This window comes from Pseudomonas asgharzadehiana, from assembly GCF_019139815.1.
GTDB classification, from domain to species: Bacteria; Pseudomonadota; Gammaproteobacteria; order Pseudomonadales; family Pseudomonadaceae; genus Aquipseudomonas; species Aquipseudomonas asgharzadehiana.
This window is the reverse complement of the sequence record NZ_CP077079.1, coordinates 1,393,969-1,410,915: the sequence shown is the minus strand read 5'-3', so window position 1 is coordinate 1,410,915 and position 16,947 is coordinate 1,393,969. Positions and strand designations below refer to the sequence as shown.

The following is a 16,947-nucleotide window of genomic DNA, read 5'->3' as shown; positions in this document are numbered from 1 at the left end:
TACTACCTGCTGGCTATAACTTGGAACACTCGACCTGGCGGTTTTCGAGCCGATCGTGTGTGCCTGGCGTTCATCGCCGGGTGGGAACGGATTTTCCCCAAGCGGGTGCTTGTACATCGATCGATTTCGGGGGAGACCCTAATGAATTACAACTGGGACTGGGGCGTGTTCTTCAAGTCCACCGGCGTGGGCAGCGAGACTTATCTCGACTGGTACATCTCCGGGCTGGGCTGGACCATCGCCATCGCCGTCGTGGCATGGATTATCGCCTTGCTGCTGGGCTCCATTCTGGGGGTCATGCGCACGGTGCCAAACCGCATCGTATCGGGCATCGCGACCTGCTACGTGGAACTGTTTCGCAACGTGCCGCTGCTGGTTCAGCTGTTCATCTGGTATTTCCTGATACCCGACCTGCTGCCGCAGAACCTGCAGGACTGGTACAAACAAGACCTCAACCCGACCACCTCGGCCTACCTGAGCGTCGTCGTGTGCCTGGGCCTCTTCACCGCCGCCCGCGTGTGCGAGCAAGTGCGTACCGGTATCCAGGCGCTGCCACGCGGCCAGGAATCCGCCGCGCGCGCCATGGGCTTCAAGCTGCCGCAGATTTACTGGAACGTGCTGCTGCCCCAGGCCTACCGCATCATCATTCCGCCGCTCACCTCGGAATTTCTCAACGTGTTCAAGAACTCCTCCGTGGCGTCCTTGATCGGCTTGATGGAATTGCTGGCGCAAACCAAGCAGACCGCCGAGTTCTCGGCCAACCTGTTTGAAGCCTTCACCCTGGCCACGCTGATCTACTTCACCTTGAACATGAGCCTGATGCTGCTGATGCGCCTGGTCGAGAAGAAAGTGGCGGTGCCCGGCCTGATCTCCGTGGGGGGTAAATAATGGAATTCGATTTCAGCGGCATCATCCCCGCTATCCCAGGCCTGTGGAACGGCATGGTCATGACCTTGAAGCTGATGGTCATGGGCGTGGTCGGCGGCATCATCCTGGGCACGATCCTCGCCCTGATGCGCCTGTCGTCCAGCAAACTGCTGTCGCGCGTGGCCGGCGCCTATGTGAACTACTTCCGCTCGATCCCGCTGCTGCTGGTGATCACCTGGTTCTACCTGGCGGTGCCGTTCGTGCTGCGCTGGATCACCGGCGAAGATACCCCGATCGGTGCGTTCACCTCCTGCGTCGTGGCCTTCATGATGTTCGAAGCCGCGTACTTCTGCGAAATCGTGCGGGCCGGCGTGCAGTCGATCCCCAAGGGCCAGATGGCGGCGGCACAGGCGATGGGCATGACCTATGGCCAGACCATGCGCCTGATCATCCTGCCCCAGGCGTTCCGCAAGATGACCCCGTTGCTGTTGCAACAGAGCATCATCCTGTTCCAGGACACCTCGCTGGTCTACACCGTGGGCCTGGTGGACTTCCTCAACTCCGCCCGCTCCAACGGCGACATCATCGGCCGTTCCAATGAGTTCCTGATCTTCGCCGGTGTTGTCTACTTCATCATCAGCTTTTCCGCCTCGCTGCTGGTCAAGCGTCTGCAAAAAAGGTTTGCCGTATGATCTCTATCAAGAACATCAACAAGTGGTATGGCGACTTCCAGGTGCTGACCGATTGCAGCACTGATGTCAAAAAAGGCGAAGTGATCGTGGTGTGCGGGCCGTCGGGTTCGGGCAAATCCACCCTGATCAAGTGCGTCAACGCGCTGGAACCGTTCCAGAAGGGCGACATCGTGGTCGACGGCACCTCTATCGCCGACCCGAAGACCAACCTGCCGAAACTGCGTTCACGCGTGGGCATGGTGTTCCAGCACTTCGAACTGTTCCCGCACCTGACCATCACTGAAAACCTGACCATCGCGCAGATCAAGGTGCTTGGCCGCAGCAAGGAAGAAGCCACCAAGAAAGGCCTGCAACTGCTTGAGCGCGTGGGCCTCTCGGCACACGCCCACAAGCATCCTGGCCAGCTCTCCGGCGGCCAGCAGCAACGTGTGGCTATCGCCCGCGCCCTGGCCATGGACCCGATCGTCATGCTGTTCGACGAACCGACCTCGGCCCTGGACCCGGAAATGGTCAACGAAGTACTGGACGTGATGGTGCAACTGGCCCAGGAAGGCATGACCATGATGTGCGTGACCCACGAAATGGGCTTTGCCCGCAAAGTGGCCGACCGCGTGATCTTCATGGACGCCGGCAAGATCATCGAAGACTGCCCGAAAGAAGAGTTCTTCGGCGACATCAGCGCCCGCTCCGAGCGCGCGCAGCACTTCCTTGAAAAAATCCTGCAGCACTAAGCCCACAGCTTCCCCCTGCCGAAACAGGGCCAATGTGGGAGGGGGCTTGCCCCCGATAGCGGTGGATCAGTAACAGATGTTGCGACTGACACACTGCTATCGGGGGCAAGCCCCCCTCCCACACTGGACCGCGCAGGATGGCAGCTCTGGTTGACCCAAGGCATCTGTGATGAAATGCGACCCCAACCAATTTCGCGCCGCACCGCCATCACTTGCCGTGAAACCTCGTCTGATCCGCCAACTGTTCCTGCCGCCGTTGATCCTCGCGCTGATGATCGGCCTGGGTTATATCGGCTTCTGCGTCAGCGAGTACTACGGCATCCGCGCCCTCAGCGACAATGGCGAACGCCAGTTGGAGCTGCACGCCCGCACCGTCGAGAGCGAAATCAGCAAATACACCTACCTGCCCAGCCTGTTGGAATTGGAGTCCAGCGTCTCCACGCTACTGGCCGACCCCAACCAGGAAACCCGGCAAACCGTTAATGATTACCTTGAAGGCCTGAACCGGCGCAGCCGCAGCCGGGCCATCTACGTAATGGACACCACCGGGCGCGTACTGGCCACCAGTAACTGGCGCGACGCCGACAGTTATCAGGGCGAAGACCTGTCCTTTCGCGCCTATTTCCAGAACGCCGTACGCGGCAGGCCCGGACGCTTTTACGGCATCGGCAGCACCAATGGCGAACCTGGCTATTACCTGGCCCATGGCCTGGAAGAACACGGCAAGATCATCGGCGTCGCTGTCGTCAAAGTGCGCCTCGAAGCCCTGGAAGAACGCTGGCAGCGCGCGCGCCTCGAAGCCTTCGTGAGCGACGAGAACGGCATCATCATCCTCTCCAGCGACCCGGCCCGCCGGCTCAAGGCGGTGCGACCGCTGAGCGATGAGACCAAGGACCGTCTGGCCCACAGCCTGCAATATTACTGGGCCACGTTGAACGAACTGGAGCCATTGGCCCGCGAGCGGCTCAACGAAGGCACCGAGAAACTGACCTTCCCGGCCAACAGCGAAGTGGTCAACGACGAGCAAGCCGTCAGCTACCTGGCGCAAACCCGCCCGCTCAACGACACACCGTGGAATTTCACCCTGCTCACCCCGCTCAACGAGCTGCGCCGCGCGGCCATCAACCAGGGCATCCTGGTGGCCGTGGCGTTCGGCCTGGTGGCGTTGTTGCTGATCGCCTGGAACGAGCGGCGCAAAGTCATCGCCACCCGTCTCGCCGCGCGCGAAGCCCTGCAGGAAGCCAACAGCCAACTGGAGCGACGGATTACCGAACGCACCGCCGACCTGCGCGCCAGCAACGAACGGCTCAAGGGCCAGATACGCGAACGGCGCCAGGCCGAAGAAACCCTGCGCCGCGCCCAGGACGAACTGGTGCAGGCCGGCAAGCTCGCAGCCATCGGCCAGATGTCCACCAGCATCGCCCATGAGCTGAACCAGCCGTTGGCCGCGCTGCGCACCTTGTCCGGAAACACCGTGCGTTTCCTCGAGCGCGGCGCTCTGGACACGGCCACCGCGAACCTCAAGACCATCAACGAACTGATCGACCGCATGGGCCGCATCACCGCCAGCCTGCGCTCCTTTGCCCGGCGCGGTGACGACCAGGGCGAGGCCAGCCTCGCCAAAGCGGTGGATGCCGCGTTCCAGGTGCTCGGCGCGCGCTTGGACGGCCTGCCGCTGACCCTGCACCGCGACTTCGCCAACGCCCAATTGCAGATTGACCAGACGCGCCTGGAGCAGATCCTGGTCAACCTGATCGGCAACGCCCTCGACGCCATGCAGGCGCAACCGGCGCCCGAACTGTGGCTGGAGGGCAGCAGCAGCGAGGGCAAATACCGCCTGCATGTGCGCGACAACGGCCACGGCATCCCCCCCGAAGCGCGCAAGCATTTGTTCGAACCGTTCTTCACCACCAAGCCCGGCGAGCAAGGCCTGGGCCTGGGCCTTACGCTGTCCGCCAGCCTTGCGGCGGCCACCGGCGGTAACCTTGCCGTGGAACACCCGGCCAGTGGTGGTACTGCCTTTGTCCTGAGCCTGCCATTGGCGGGCGCTCAACCAGCTGAGTCGACATGAATATTGATCCTCAAGACCTCACCGTGCTGATCGTCGAAGACGACCCCCATGTGCTGCTCGGCTGCCAGCAGGCCCTGGCACTGGAAGATATCCCCAGCGTGGGCGTGGGCAGCGCCGAAGAGGCGCTCAAACGCGTCGGCGAGAACTTCGCGGGCATCGTGATCAGCGACATTCGCCTGCCGGGCATCGATGGCCTGGAACTGCTCACCCGCCTCAAGGCCCTGGATAAAAGCCTGCCGGTGGTGTTGATCACCGGGCATGGCGATATCTCCATGGCCGTTGGCGCCATGCGCAACGGCGCCTACGATTTCATGGAAAAACCCTTCTCCCCCGAACGCCTGGTCGACGTCGCCCGCCGCGCCCTGGAACAACGCGGGCTGGCGCGGGAAGTCTGGTCGCTGCGCCGCCAGTTGGCCGAGCGCGACTCCCTCGAAGGCCGCATCATCGGCCGCTCCCCGGCCATGCAGAACCTGCGCGAACTGATCGCCAACGTCGCCGACACCTCGGCCAACGTGCTGATCGAAGGTGAGACCGGCACCGGCAAGGAACTGGTCGCCCGTTGCTTGCATGATTTCAGTCGGCGCCATGCCCACCAGTTCGTTGCACTCAACTGCGGCGGCCTGCCGGAGAACCTCTTCGAAAGCGAGATTTTCGGCCACGAAGCCAACGCCTTCACCGGCGCGGGCAAGCGGCGTATCGGCAAGATCGAACACGCCCACGAAGGCACGCTGTTCCTTGATGAAGTGGAAAGCATGCCGATCAACCTGCAGATCAAATTGCTGCGGGTGTTGCAGGAACGCACCTTGGAACGCCTGGGCTCCAACCAGAGCGTGGCGGTGGATTGCCGGGTGATCGCCGCCACCAAGTCCGACCTCGACGAGCTGAGCCGCGCCAGCCAGTTCCGCAGCGACCTGTACTACCGCCTCAACGTGGTAACCCTGGAACTGCCGCCGCTGCGCGAACGCCGCGAAGATATCCTGCAGCTGTTCGAACACTTCCTGCAGCAGTCATCCCTGCGCTTCGACCGCACCGCGCCGGAGCTGGACAACCAGACCCTGTCCAGCCTGATGAGCCACGACTGGCCCGGCAATGTGCGTGAACTGCGCAACGTCGCCGAGCGTTTCGCCCTGGGCCTGCCCGCTTTCAAAAAAAGCGGCGCCGGCAGCACCGGCCACGGCCTGGCCTTTACCGAAGCGGTGGAAGCCTTCGAACGCAACCTGCTCAGCGACGCCCTGCAACGCAGCGGCGGCAACTTGACCCAAGCCAGCCAGGAGCTGGGGATGGCCAAGACCACCCTGTTCGACAAAGTCAAAAAATATGGGTTGAGTCACTGATGGATCTGTTTTTGAAAGCCGCCCTTGGCGCGGCGGTGGTGCTGATCCTGGCCGCACTGGCCAAAACCCGGAACTACTACATCGCGGGGTTGGTGCCGCTGTTTCCCACCTTTGCGCTGATCGCCCATTACATCGTCGGCAAGGGCCGTTCGGTGGAAGACCTGAAGACCACCATCCTGTTTGGGATGTGGTCGATCATTCCGTACTTCGTATACCTGGCGACGCTGTATGTGATGGTGGACCGAATGCGGCTGGAGGCCTCTTTAGCGGTCGCAGCCGTTGCGTGGCTGATGGCCGCAACGATCCTGGTGAGTATCTGGGTACGCGTCCATACCTGACCCAACTCCCACATTGCTATCCCGGTTATGTCAGCGAACGATCTTGTCCACCTGGATACCGAGCTTTTTCAAGCGATACCAGAAGCTCCTCTCCGAAATTCCGATCTTCGCCGCCGCCGCGGCCTGCACGCCGTTGCTCTCGTGCAATGCCGCCAGAATATAGGCCTTCTCCACCTCCGCCAGCGCCGCGTCCAGGTCTTGGGGGATCCCCGGCCCGTCGCTCAACACCGCCGCAACACCGCCCGCCCCGCTCGGCTTGGATGCAAACAGGTAACCCGGCAAGTCGATATCCTCGATGAGCGGTGATGCCGCCACAATGGTTGCGCGTTCCACGCAGTTTTGCAGCTCGCGGATATTGCCCGGCCAGTGGTACGCCGCCATGGCCTGCAACGCCTCGGCGCTGAAACCGGTGATGCGTTTGCCGGCGGTGGCGCTGAGGGTCTGGGCGAAATGCCGGGCCAGCGGCGCGATGTCTTCCACGCGTTCGCGCAAGGCCGGCAATGGGATCGGGAACACATTGAGGCGGTAATACAGGTCTTCGCGAAACTCCTTGTTGGCCACCGCATCCAGCAAATTCTTGTTGGTGGCGGCGATCACCCGCACATCCACCTTGCGCTCGCGCGGGTCGCCCACCGGCTCGATCACTCGCTCCTGCAAGGCACGCAGGATCTTGGCTTGCAACGCCAGTGGCATGTCACCGACCTCGTCAAGAAACAGCGTGCCCTTGTCGGCCTGCATAAAGCGCCCTACCCGATCAGCCACGGCGCCGGTAAACGCGCCCTTGCGATGGCCGAACATCTCGCTTTCCAGCAGGCCTTCGGGGATCGCCGCGCAGTTGACGGCGACAAAGGGCTGGTCGGCGCGGCAGCCATGCTTATGGATAGCCCGGGCGACCATTTCCTTGCCGGTGCCGCTTTCGCCGGTCAGCAAGATGGTGGCGCTGCTGTCGCGCACCGAGTCCACCGCGTGCAGCACCTTGCGAAACGCCGGGCTATCGCCCACCAGGCTGTCGAACTGTGCGTGTTCGTCCAATTCGGCGCGCAGGCGGGCGTTGTCGCGCAGGATGTCGCGAAATTGCAGGGCCTTGGCCACGGTGATGTCCAGCTCGTCGATATCGAACGGCTTGGCGATGTAGTCATAGGCGCCGTTACGCATCGACTGCACGGCGTTCTTGACGGTGCTGTAGGCGGTCATCACGATCACCGGCACATGGGGGTAGCGCACTTTGATCTCGGCCAGCAGCGCCGGGCCGTCCATGCCTGGCATGCGCCAGTCGCTGATCACCAGGTCGATGGCTTCCTGCTCCAGCACCTTGAGCGCGTGCAGGCCGTTGCCGGCGATAAACACCTGGATGCCGTTCTGGCCCAGGGCCGATGCCAGCAGGTCGCACAGCTTGGGTTCGTCATCGACTACCAGAATGTTATGCGTCATGTGTGTCCTCGTCGTCTTCGCCCATCGCCGGAATGTACAGGCTGAACGTGGCGCCGGCATCTTTCTCGCTGGTGCATTCGATGCTGCCGTCGTGACTTTCCATGATCGAATAGACCTTGGCCAGCCCCAACCCCGTGCCCGAGGCCTTGGTGGTGACGAAGGGCGTGAAGATGCGCTCGATCATGTCGGGCGCAATGCCCTGGCCGGAATCGGCAATGCTGATGACCGTGTTGTCGCCGACCGTACGAATCCCCACCGTCAGGCGCCCGCCATCGGGCATCGCATCAATCGCGTTGAGAATCAGGTTGAGGCAGGCCTGTTTGAGTTGCTTGGCGTCGGCATACATCATCGCCCCCGGCGCCTGGTCGTCGACCTGCGCATCGATGTTATGCGTCGCCAGCTCCGGCGCACAGAAGCCGAGGATCTCCTCCACCAGAGGGCGCGCCGGCTGCACCACGCGCAAGGGTGGGTTGGGCTTGGCGAAATCGAGGAATTCGGTGATCAGGTCGTTGATGCGGCTGACTTCGCTGACCACATATTCCAGGTGGCGTTTGTCGGTGTCCGGCAGGTCGGCGCGGCGGTGCAACAACTGGGTGGCGGTCTTGATGATGCCCAGGGGGTTGCGGATTTCGTGGGCCAGGCCCATGGCGACTTCACCCAGCGCATGCAGGCGGTCACGTCGGCGCAGTTGGGCTTCGAGGTAATGCAACTCCCCCAGGCGCTCGGTCATATGGTTGAAGGTGCTGCTCAATTGCGCCAGCTCGTCGCCGCCGCTGACCGCCACGCGGTGCGTGTAGTTGCCGGAGATCACCGCCCCCACGCCTTGGGACAAATCTCGCAAAGGCCGGGTCAGGCGTCGCGACACCAGCACCCCCGCCGCCAGCGACAGCGCCGAGCTGACCAGGAAAATCAGCACGAACAGGTTGCTCTGGTTGACCAGCCCCACCAGGCTGCTGTGGCGCAGCAGGCCGCTGAAGATCACGCCTTGCAAGTCGCCGGCATCGTTGAAGATCGGCCAGTACAAGCCGCTGTAGTTATTGGTGAACTGCTCGCTGGGCTGGCGCGTGGCGCGCATGGCGGTTTCGACATTCTTGGGGATGCGCGCGGGGTGGTCCTCGAAGCGCTGGGTCGAAAAGATTTCCGTGAACCCGTCCGGGTTGGCCAGGTACAGGCGCAGGTCGAGGGAATGCACATCGGCAACACTGGTGAGGAAACTGCTGTCCAGGTAGGTACCGACCAGCAACAGATAGTCGACGCCGTCCCGGCTGGTCTCGAAGGTGGAGACCACAATACCGGTGGTGGCCCCGCCCACCTTGACCGTTTGCAGCACCGTGTTCTTGGCCAGGCTGATCTGCTGCACGATGTCATCGGCGGCGGTGGTAAAGACCACTTTGTGATCACTGGCGCGAATCAGCGCCACCACGTCGATATCCGTGGCATCGGCAATGTCGGCCGTCAGCCGGTCGTGCCGGACGGCTTGGCGGTTATCCGGCGCACTGGTGTAGCGCAAGAACAGCTTGGCCATGCGCGCGTTGTCGTGAAGGATGTCTCCGATCTCGTCCTTGACGATCTTGGTCGACTCCTGCAGCCAGATGCGCACGTTACTGTCGAAGATCTGCGACAGCGTAGTGGCGGCCAGCTCCGCCGCGATCATGGTGGGAACCACACTCACCAACCAGAACGCCAGCACCAGCTTGCGCTGGACACTCCAGCGCGAAATGGCAAAAGGGCGGGCTTTCTGGCGGGTCTTGGTGATCATCAGGTTTCGCTTATCGCAGCAGCCATGGCAGGGTCGGAACGATCCGGTCGAATGAACAGTTTTACAAGCTTGAGCAGGCCGTTGACCAGCCGGTTGCGATGGCGAAAGAACAAGCTGTTGCCCCGGAACCCGCAGCCCAGGCGCAGCTTACTGGCATACCCGGCCTGGCCGCACTCGTACAGCGCAATATTGTGTTGAATACAGTAGTCGACGTTGGTCAGCCAACTGCGCAAGTACAGGTTGTAGTCGCGAGTGGCCTCCACGTCATGCCCGAAAAACTTGTCGACCAGCCGCTGTTCGTCCACCAGCATCAGGTTGAACGCCACCAAGTGCTCATCCACCCAGTAAAGCGCACACACCGCGCGCGACCCAAGGCGCTCAAGCACGCCGGTGAAATAGCTGGCGGGCAAGCGTTCGAACTGCAACTCGGCGCGGCTCAGGGTGGCTTCGTACAGGCGCATGACCTCGGGCAGCACATCGTCGATAGTGCGCCGCCACTCTACCCGTGGGCCGGGCGCGCGCAGTTTGCGGCGCAGGTCCTTGCGTGTGGATTTGCCCAGCGAGCCGAGGTAGGCGTCCACCGAACCATAGGGCAACGGCAATACGCCCGTGGGCAAACTCGGCATCGTCTGGAAACCGTTGGCACGGCAACTGTCGACCCAGTGCGGGTCGTTGCTCGGCGCGTCCTTGACCGCCAGCAGGCCGATACCGAAGTCATCGGCATCGTGGCGCGCGGCCTCCAGCACATGCCGGAGCAACAGCGCACGCCGCGCCGCGGGCACGTGGCTGGCGAACCCGGCATCGCAGCGCTCGGCCACCGGCGAGCCGATGGCGTACAGCCCCAATTGCAAAACACCCGGCCACAGGCGCTCCAGGCGGTCGGTCAAGCGCTTGCCGGCGCCGGACACCGTGGTGTCGAGGCGGTAATGCGTGATGAACGCGGGCGCGACCGCCACCAGGGTCCCGTCTTGGTAAACCGCCAGGTAACGCCATTGGAAATCCTCGATGGCGGCGTTTTCCACGGCGACGTAATAGTCCCAGTCCTCCAGGGCACCCGGGAAGCAATCGTTCCAGGCACTGCGCTGGAGGGCCCGGATGGTCGGGAAGGCTTGGGTGGTGATCACGTATTTCCCTTATGCCGAGCGGCAATCAACGGTGTGCAGGCTGTGGGAGCTTGTGTTCCGCTCGATAAACTCCGCACTCAACTCAATCACCCGCCGGTATTGCAGGTCGACGGTGATCATGTGGTAGCAGTTATCCAACAGGATCTTGGTCACCGGCCCGCCGAGGTGGCGCTCCACGTAGTCGGCGTTCCAGCGGCTGGTGATGTCGTCCTCGATGGAGTGCAGCACCAGGGCCGGAACCTGGATGCCGGGCATGCGTTTCTTGACCACCGCGTTCATCCAGTGCAACTCGCGCACGGTGACGCCTTCCATGGTCAACAACCCCGCTTCGCTGCTCTCGCCCTCCTTCATCTGCCGTTCGACGATCGCCCGCAGCCGTTCATTCTTGATGCCGTACGGGGGCTTCTCGGTGAAGCGGAACAGGCGCACACCGAAGGGAATGCGGATCAGCAACGGCGTGATAAACGCCATTTTGCTGATGCTCCAACCGTCGTACTTCAACGTAGTGGAGTACATCAGCAAGCCGGCGACCTGGCCCGGATGCTCGGAGGCCAGGTACATCGACATCACCGCGCCCATGGACAAACCACCGACAAACACCTGCGCGTGGCGCCGCTTGATCTGCACGAAGGTCTTGCGCACGCCTTCGTACCAGTCCCGCCAGCCGGTGGCCTGCAGGTCGCTGTTGTCACCGCAGTGCCCGGCCAGGGTGGGCACGTACACCGTGCAATTGCCCGCCCTGGCCAGGCCCTTGGCGACCTGGCGCAGTTCGGTCGGCGTGCCGGTCAGGCCGTGGATCAACAGGATCCCGACCGGCCCGGCACCGAGAACGAAGCCGGCATCCCCTTCGCCGAGGTCGATCCCTGCGCTGTTCACCGGTGGGTCGCTCGCACCAGCAGTTGCTCCAGCAGCTTCAGGCCCAGTTCGATTTCCGGGTAGCTGATTTCCAGGGACGGCGCCAGGGTGATCACGTTTTTGTAGTAACCGCCCACGTCGAGGATCAGGCCGAGTTTCTGGCCATCCACCAGCATGTCGCCCTTCATGCCTTCTTCGACCATGTAGTCCAGGGTCGCCTTGTCCGGCGTGAAACCATCCGGCGCGCAGATTTCGCAGCGCAGGGCCAGGCCCAGGCCGTCGACGTCGCCGATGATCGGGAAGCGTTTTTGCAGGTCTTGCAGGCCTTCGAGGAAAAATTTGCCCTTGGCCATGACCATCGCGCCGTAGTCGACTTCGTTGGTCATCTTGAACATTTCCAGGCCTACCGCCGTACCCAGCGGGTTGGAGGCGAAGGTGGAATGGGTGGAGCCCGGCGGGAAAATCTTCGGGTTGATCAGCTCTTCACGGGCCCAGATACCACCCAGCGGGTTGAGCCCGTTGGTCAGCGCCTTGCCGAACACGATCACATCCGGTTGTACGTCAAAGTGCTCGATCGACCAGAGTTTGCCGGTGCGGTAGAAGCCCATCTGGATTTCATCGGACACCATCAAAATGCCGTGCTGGTCCAGCACATGCTTGAGCTCGCGGTAAAAGTTCATCGGTGGGATCACGTAGCCGCCGGTGCCCTGGATCGGCTCCACATAGAAGGCGGCGTATTCGCTGCTGCCGACTTTCGGGTCCCACACGCCGTTGTATTCGGTTTCGAACAGGCGGGCGAATTGCTGCACGCAGTGGCTGCCGTATTCTTCTTTCGTCATGCCCTTGGGGCCACGGAAGTGGTACGGGAACGGGATGAACTGCGCGCGTTCGCCAAAGTGGCCGTAGCGACGACGGTAACGGTAGCTGGAGGTGATCGACGAGGCGCCCAGCGTACGCCCGTGGTAGCCGCCTTCGAAGGCGAACATCAGGCTCTTGCCGTTGGTGGCGTTGCGCACCACTTTCAGGGAGTCCTCGATGGACTGCGAACCGCCGACGTTGAAATGCACGCGACCGTCGAGGCCGAATTTGTTCTTGGCGTCCACCGCGATCATTTCCGACAGCTCGATCTTGCCCTTGTGCAGGTACTGGCTGGCGATTTGCGGCAGGGTGTCGATCTGCTGTTTCAGCGCATTGTTCAGGCGCGGGTTGGCGTAGCCGAAGTTGACCGCCGAGTACCACATTTGCAGGTCGAGGTAGGCCTGGTCTTCGGTGTCCCACACGTAGGAGCCTTCGCAACGGCTGAAAATACGCGGCGGCTCGATGTAGTGGACGGTGTCGCCGTAGGAGCAGTACTTGGCTTCTTTATCCAGAAGGATCTGGTCTTCGGCGGTGGCGATGCGGATATCAGACATGGTGCAAGAGTTCCTGATTTTCAATAAAGAGGTCAGCCGTCGTAAAGGCGGTGGCATTGGCGGCGACGCTTTGCGGCAGCTGCGCGAGCAGCGCAGGCAGTTGGGCGAAGCAATCGAAGCGCGCATGGGGAATACGGTTGGCGATGCAGTACTCGGCGAGGCTGCCCTTGGCGAACACAAAGTCGGCGGTGGAGGCCACGCACATGTCGGACTTGCCGTCGCCGATCACCAGCACGCGTTTGTTGCGCGGCGTGGACTTGCATTTGCAGTTGCCCGACGCCGCGCGGCAGGCATCGCTCGAATAGGGGAAGTCGATGCGCCAGCTGTTCTGATCAACCTGGCGCAGGCGGTTGGCGAGGATCGGCAGCAGGGTCACGTAGTTGCGCGACAGAATCCGCGCGATGCCTTGCTCGATGCCATCGCTGACCACTTCGAGGGACGCGCCCAGGCCGATCACGTGATCGACGAAGTCCGGAAAGTCCGGGTCGATCTCGACGCTGTCGAAATAGGCCAGTAACTCGGCGGGCGTGGCCTTGATCAGCGCCAGTTGGCGGCTCAGGCATTCGCGTGAACCGATGTGCCCATCCAGCCATTGCTGTTCGATGGTTTCCCATTCGGGGCCGGCGAAGCGTTGGAGGACGTTGTCGATGACGTCGGAGGGGGTGATGGTCCCGTCGAAGTCGCACACGATATGCCAGTCGATCATTGCGGTTACCTTGATGGAGTGCGCTGTCTGCGCTTGCACCAGGGCTAGAGCAGGGATTGTGCCAATTGGCCATATCCCAGCGGGGCCGGGGCTTTGCGCGGTGCGCGCGGGGGATTTGTGTCGTGCAAGCTACAATTTTTGTAGCTTGCTACAAACAAGATGAGTGCTTGCACAGGCGCGCGGGTTTGCGCGTTCATGCGCGTGTACTCACCTAAGGAACTGTGACCATGTTGCGGATCACATGCGCTGCACTGGCCGGCTTATTGAGCCTCACCGCGCAGGCCCAAGGCATCACCGGTGACGTCGGCGCAGGCGTCAGCTATCAACCCCACGACCCCACCGGCAGCCGCTACGAAACCCGGCCCGTGCCCTATCTCGACCTGGACTGGGGCAATGTCAGCCTGGGCACCGATGACGGCCTGACCTGGAGCGCCTTGAACAGCCACGGGCTGACCGCCGGCCCGTATATCAATTACTTGCAGGGGCGCACCACCAACGGCTCATTGCAGGGGCTGCGCAATGTGTCGGACATGGCGGAGGTCGGAGGTTTCATCCAATACGCGCCGGCTGACTTCTGGCGCGTTTATGCGCGGTTGGGCCAGGCGGTCGGCGGTGGCCACGCGCAGAGCGGCGCGCTGGGCAAGGTCGGTGGCGAGTTGGGTTACCCGCTGGGCGGCGGGGTCATCGGCAGCAGCGGCCTGGTAGCGCACTTCGCCGATGCGCGCCAGACCCAAACGTTTTTCGGGGTGGATGATAACGAAGCGGCGGCCACGGGTTTCAAGGCCTACAACGCCAGCGGCGGTTTCCAGAACGTGACCCTGAGCCAGAGTTTCCAGTTTCCGCTGACGCCCAACTGGTCGCTGCTGACCAGCGCCAGCTGGGTACACCTGGTGGGTTCGGCGGCGGACAGCAGCATCGTGCGCCAGACCGGTGAAGTGAATCAGGGGCAAGTGCAGACGGCGATCAGCTATACCTTCGAATGATTCACCTGAGGTCTGGAGATACAAAGGTACAAAATGTGGGAGGGGCTTGCTCCCGATAGCTGTGTATCAGTCATGCATGTATCGGCTGAACCACTGCTATCGGGAGCAAGCCCCCTCCCACATTCGCCCCCATCTCATAGCACTATTTCAGTTCTCTTCGCCCTCGGCCAACAGCGCAATCCCGCCGATAATCACCGCCACGCCCACCCAGTGCAGCGCGCTGATATGTTCGCCCAGCCCCAGCCACGACCCGAGCAACACCACCACAAACACCAGCGAACTCAGCGGGAACGCCAGCGACAGGCTGCTGCGCCGCAGGATCAGCATCCACACGAAAAACGCGCCGATGTAACAGGCAATCGCCGCCAGTATCCCCGGGTTACGCGCCACGTCGGCCAGCCACTGCCAATTGAAATCCATCTGCCCCAACTGGTCACCGGCGAGCTTGGTAAACAACTGCCCGGCGCTCTCGGTGCAGATCAACAAGGCCCACAGCACAATCGTGCCGAACCGCCCATGCAACCACGTCTGCGTCGTCATGCCTGGCTCCCGGCAACGGCCACCAGCATCACCCCCAGGGTGATCACCAACGTGCCCAGCCAGCGCCGGCGGCTGACGGTTTCCCCCAGCACCACCTTGCCCACCAGCACCACCCCGCAATAGGCCAGCGCCGCCGCCGGAAACAACAGGCTCAACGGCGCACGGGACAAGGCTTCCAGCCACACGAAAAACTCGATGACGTAGGCGCCGATCCCGGCCCATAGCAACGGCGCATTGAACACCTGGCCCCAGAACGCATTCAGGCGAAAGCCGCCTTCCAGCTCCGGCAAACGGTCCAGGCCGAGTTTGAAACACAGCTGGCCGATCACATCGAGCACGATAGAAAACGCTACCAACAACACCACGGTCAGGCTCACGGGAACAGCTCCTCAAACAGCTCGATCAAGGCTTCATTGGTCGCGGCATTGCGCTGCAGGTCCTCAGGCGTCCAACGCTGCGGCGGCTGGTCGGACTTGGCCTCCCAGCGCTTGAACGCATTGCTGAACGCCGGCGTGGCGAACTCGCCGCACACGTCGATGCCGATGATGCGCTTGCGCGCCGCCAACGCCCGCAGCGCTTGCAGCAAATGCGTCAGGCGCATGCCGCCCTGGTCCCAGTTGGTGGCCGCGTCTTCGCAGGCCAAGACGTCTTTGTCGATGGTGATCCAGATCGCCTCGGTGGGCAGGCCGCTGATCATCTGTTCGAGGAAGGCCGCCCAATCCAACTGCGCCAGGTTGCGCCAGTGCAGATGGTTTTCCTGCTGCTGGTGACCGGCGCCATCGCCCACCCTGCCCCACACTTTCGACGGCGGGTGCTGCCAGGGAAACAGCTGCAACTGCCCACGCTTGAGGGCGCCCAGGTTGCCGCCGCGCAGTTGCGGGTTATGCAGGTCATCGCTGCACGGGCCCAGGGTGACGATGCGTTTGATCGCCGGCATTTTCAGCGCGCGGTTGACCCACGAACCACAGTGACGCTTGGGCGCAAAACGCACCCAGTCGGGGTGGTTGTCGAAGTGGATCAGGCTGATGGGTTCCTTGAGATCGGCAAGAAACGCAGGCGTGAGATGGTGATAGTCGCCGGAGCCGACAAACAGGATTTCCGGCCGCGCATCCGTGGGCCGTGGCCGTCCGGCCAGGCGTTCGGCGAAGCGTTTCCAGGTTTTTTCGGTGGACCACAGGCGCAGCTTGGGGCCCAGGTCCAACAGGTCGATACGGGTGGCACGGCCACAGGCCAAACGCCGGGCAATCGGCGCCTGGGCCGTGAGGCTATGGTCGAGGTCGAGAATGTTCAAGGCAGTGTTTCCCCTATGGCTTTAGGGGGTCAATGCAAGGGGCGGGCCAGCGCTTAACTCAAGGACAGTGAGAAACAAATGTGGGAGGGGGCTTGCCCCCTCCCACATTCAGGATTTTGCTTCATTGATGATCTGGCGAATCGCGCCCACGAACGCTTCAGCCGGCTGGCCGCCGCTCACCGCGTATTGGTCGTTGAACACAATGGTCGGCACCGAGCTCACGCCACGGGAGATCCACAGCTGCTCCTGCTCGCGTACCTCGGCAGCGTATTCATCCGAGGCCAGGATCGCGGCGGCGCGCTGGATGTCCAGGCCGACGCTTTCAGCGATGATCGCCAGGGTGGCGTGGTCGGACGGGTTCTGGCCATCGCTGAAGTAGGCCTTGAACAGCGCCTCCTTGAGGTTGTACTGCAAGCCTTCCAACCCGGCCCAATGCAGCAGGCGGTGCGCGTCGAAGGTGTTGTAGATGCGGCTCTGGCCATCGGTGCGGAACGCGAAGCCCAGCGCGGCGCCCATGTCGCGGATGCGCGCGCGGTTGGCCTGGGATTCTTCGGCGCTGGAGCCGTATTTTTCGGTGATGTGCTCAACGATGTTCTGACCGATGGCGGGCATATTCGGGTTCAGTTCGAACGGCTGGAAATGAATCTCGGCCTGCACCTCGGCGCCCAACTGGTCGAGGGCTTCGGTCAGCCCGCGCAGGCCGATGATGCACCAGGGGCAGGACACGTCGCTGACGAAATCGATTTTCAGGGGAGTACTCATGACAGGCAACCTCGTAGGCAAAATGTGCCGCAAAGGTTGCACCATACACCA

Annotated in this window: 17 protein-coding genes; 7 read left to right on the top strand and 10 right to left on the bottom strand. The window is 62.4% G+C overall.

What is annotated here, in order from left to right:
• The first annotated feature begins 141 nt into the window (after nt 1–141).
• The 6 genes from KSS96_RS06355 (at nt 142) to KSS96_RS06330 (ending at nt 6,033) form a co-directional block, all read left to right on the top strand.
• A complete protein-coding gene (locus KSS96_RS06355; protein ID WP_017526342.1) occupies nt 142–888 on the top strand; it encodes an amino acid ABC transporter permease in 747 nt (248 codons plus the stop codon).
• Nucleotides 888–1,559 (top strand): amino acid ABC transporter permease, encoded by a 672-nt coding sequence (locus KSS96_RS06350; protein WP_017526341.1) that lies wholly within the window; start codon nt 888–890, stop codon nt 1,557–1,559. Before KSS96_RS06355 ends, KSS96_RS06350 begins: the two co-directional genes overlap by 1 nt.
• On the top strand, nt 1,556–2,290 hold the full coding sequence (locus KSS96_RS06345; protein ID WP_017526340.1) for an amino acid ABC transporter ATP-binding protein: 735 nt from the start codon (nt 1,556–1,558) through the stop codon (nt 2,288–2,290). Before KSS96_RS06350 ends, KSS96_RS06345 begins: the two co-directional genes overlap by 4 nt.
• A 169-nt stretch (nt 2,291–2,459) precedes the next feature.
• The gene (aauS, locus tag KSS96_RS06340; protein ID WP_065877205.1) at nt 2,460–4,361 is read left to right on the top strand and encodes a two-component sensor histidine kinase AauS; all 1,902 of its coding nucleotides are present in this window, start codon (nt 2,460–2,462) and stop codon (nt 4,359–4,361) included.
• Entirely contained in the window at nt 4,358–5,695 is a 1,338-nt protein-coding gene (gene aauR, locus KSS96_RS06335; RefSeq protein WP_017526338.1) for a two-component response regulator AauR, read from the top strand. Before aauS ends, aauR begins: the two co-directional genes overlap by 4 nt.
• Nucleotides 5,695–6,033, top strand: coding sequence for a GlpM family protein (locus KSS96_RS06330; protein WP_017526337.1), 339 nt, complete (start codon nt 5,695–5,697; stop codon nt 6,031–6,033). Before aauR ends, KSS96_RS06330 begins: the two co-directional genes overlap by 1 nt.
• Nucleotides 6,034–6,063: 30 nt before the next feature.
• Here KSS96_RS06330 and KSS96_RS06325 read toward each other — a convergent pair whose 3' ends face one another.
• Genes KSS96_RS06325 through KSS96_RS06300 form a run of 6 tightly spaced genes read right to left on the bottom strand, consistent with a single transcriptional unit; the run spans nt 6,064 to nt 13,320 of the window.
• The gene (locus KSS96_RS06325; protein ID WP_017526336.1) at nt 6,064–7,464 is read right to left on the bottom strand and encodes a sigma-54-dependent transcriptional regulator; all 1,401 of its coding nucleotides are present in this window, start codon (nt 7,462–7,464) and stop codon (nt 6,064–6,066) included.
• Nucleotides 7,454–9,223: a sensor histidine kinase gene (locus tag KSS96_RS06320; protein WP_065877206.1), complete on the bottom strand. Its 1,770-nt coding sequence runs from the start codon at nt 9,221–9,223 to the stop codon at nt 7,454–7,456. Before KSS96_RS06320 ends, KSS96_RS06325 begins: the two co-directional genes overlap by 11 nt.
• Nucleotides 9,223–10,347 carry a GNAT family N-acetyltransferase gene (locus KSS96_RS06315; RefSeq protein WP_065877207.1) on the bottom strand — a complete coding sequence of 375 codons (1,125 nt, stop codon included), beginning with the start codon at nt 10,345–10,347 and terminating at the stop codon, nt 9,223–9,225. Before KSS96_RS06315 ends, KSS96_RS06320 begins: the two co-directional genes overlap by 1 nt.
• Nucleotides 10,348–10,356: 9 nt before the next feature.
• The gene (locus tag KSS96_RS06310; RefSeq protein ID WP_065877208.1) at nt 10,357–11,223 is read right to left on the bottom strand and encodes an alpha/beta hydrolase; all 867 of its coding nucleotides are present in this window, start codon (nt 11,221–11,223) and stop codon (nt 10,357–10,359) included.
• Nucleotides 11,220–12,614, bottom strand: a complete 1,395-nt coding sequence (locus KSS96_RS06305) for an aspartate aminotransferase family protein (RefSeq protein WP_017526332.1) — start codon at nt 12,612–12,614, stop codon at nt 11,220–11,222. The genes KSS96_RS06310 and KSS96_RS06305 overlap by 4 nt, the downstream gene beginning before the upstream one ends.
• Nucleotides 12,607–13,320, bottom strand: a complete 714-nt coding sequence (locus KSS96_RS06300) for an MtnX-like HAD-IB family phosphatase (RefSeq protein WP_217855823.1) — start codon at nt 13,318–13,320, stop codon at nt 12,607–12,609. Before KSS96_RS06300 ends, KSS96_RS06305 begins: the two co-directional genes overlap by 8 nt.
• A 227-nt stretch (nt 13,321–13,547) precedes the next feature.
• On the opposite strand from KSS96_RS06300, the gene KSS96_RS06295 reads away from it, so the two are divergent.
• Complete coding sequence (locus KSS96_RS06295; RefSeq protein WP_017526330.1) at nt 13,548–14,303, top strand: MipA/OmpV family protein; 756 nt, start codon at nt 13,548–13,550, stop codon at nt 14,301–14,303.
• Between the two features lie 147 nt (nt 14,304–14,450).
• Here the strand turns inward: KSS96_RS06295 and KSS96_RS06290 are convergent, their stop codons facing one another.
• The 4 genes from KSS96_RS06290 to KSS96_RS06275 all read right to left on the bottom strand — a co-directional run bounded on the left by KSS96_RS06290 (nt 14,451) and on the right by KSS96_RS06275 (nt 16,896).
• A complete protein-coding gene (locus tag KSS96_RS06290) occupies nt 14,451–14,843 on the bottom strand; it encodes a DMT family transporter (protein WP_017526329.1) in 393 nt (130 codons plus the stop codon).
• Nucleotides 14,840–15,220 carry a DMT family transporter gene (locus tag KSS96_RS06285; protein ID WP_017526328.1) on the bottom strand — a complete coding sequence of 127 codons (381 nt, stop codon included), beginning with the start codon at nt 15,218–15,220 and terminating at the stop codon, nt 14,840–14,842. Before KSS96_RS06285 ends, KSS96_RS06290 begins: the two co-directional genes overlap by 4 nt.
• Nucleotides 15,217–16,134 (bottom strand): arginase family protein, encoded by a 918-nt coding sequence (locus KSS96_RS06280; protein ID WP_065877209.1) that lies wholly within the window; start codon nt 16,132–16,134, stop codon nt 15,217–15,219. The genes KSS96_RS06285 and KSS96_RS06280 overlap by 4 nt, the downstream gene beginning before the upstream one ends.
• Before the next feature lie 108 nt (nt 16,135–16,242).
• Nucleotides 16,243–16,896 carry a DsbA family oxidoreductase gene (locus KSS96_RS06275; protein ID WP_017526326.1) on the bottom strand — a complete coding sequence of 218 codons (654 nt, stop codon included), beginning with the start codon at nt 16,894–16,896 and terminating at the stop codon, nt 16,243–16,245.
• Nucleotides 16,897–16,947 lie beyond the last annotated feature (51 nt).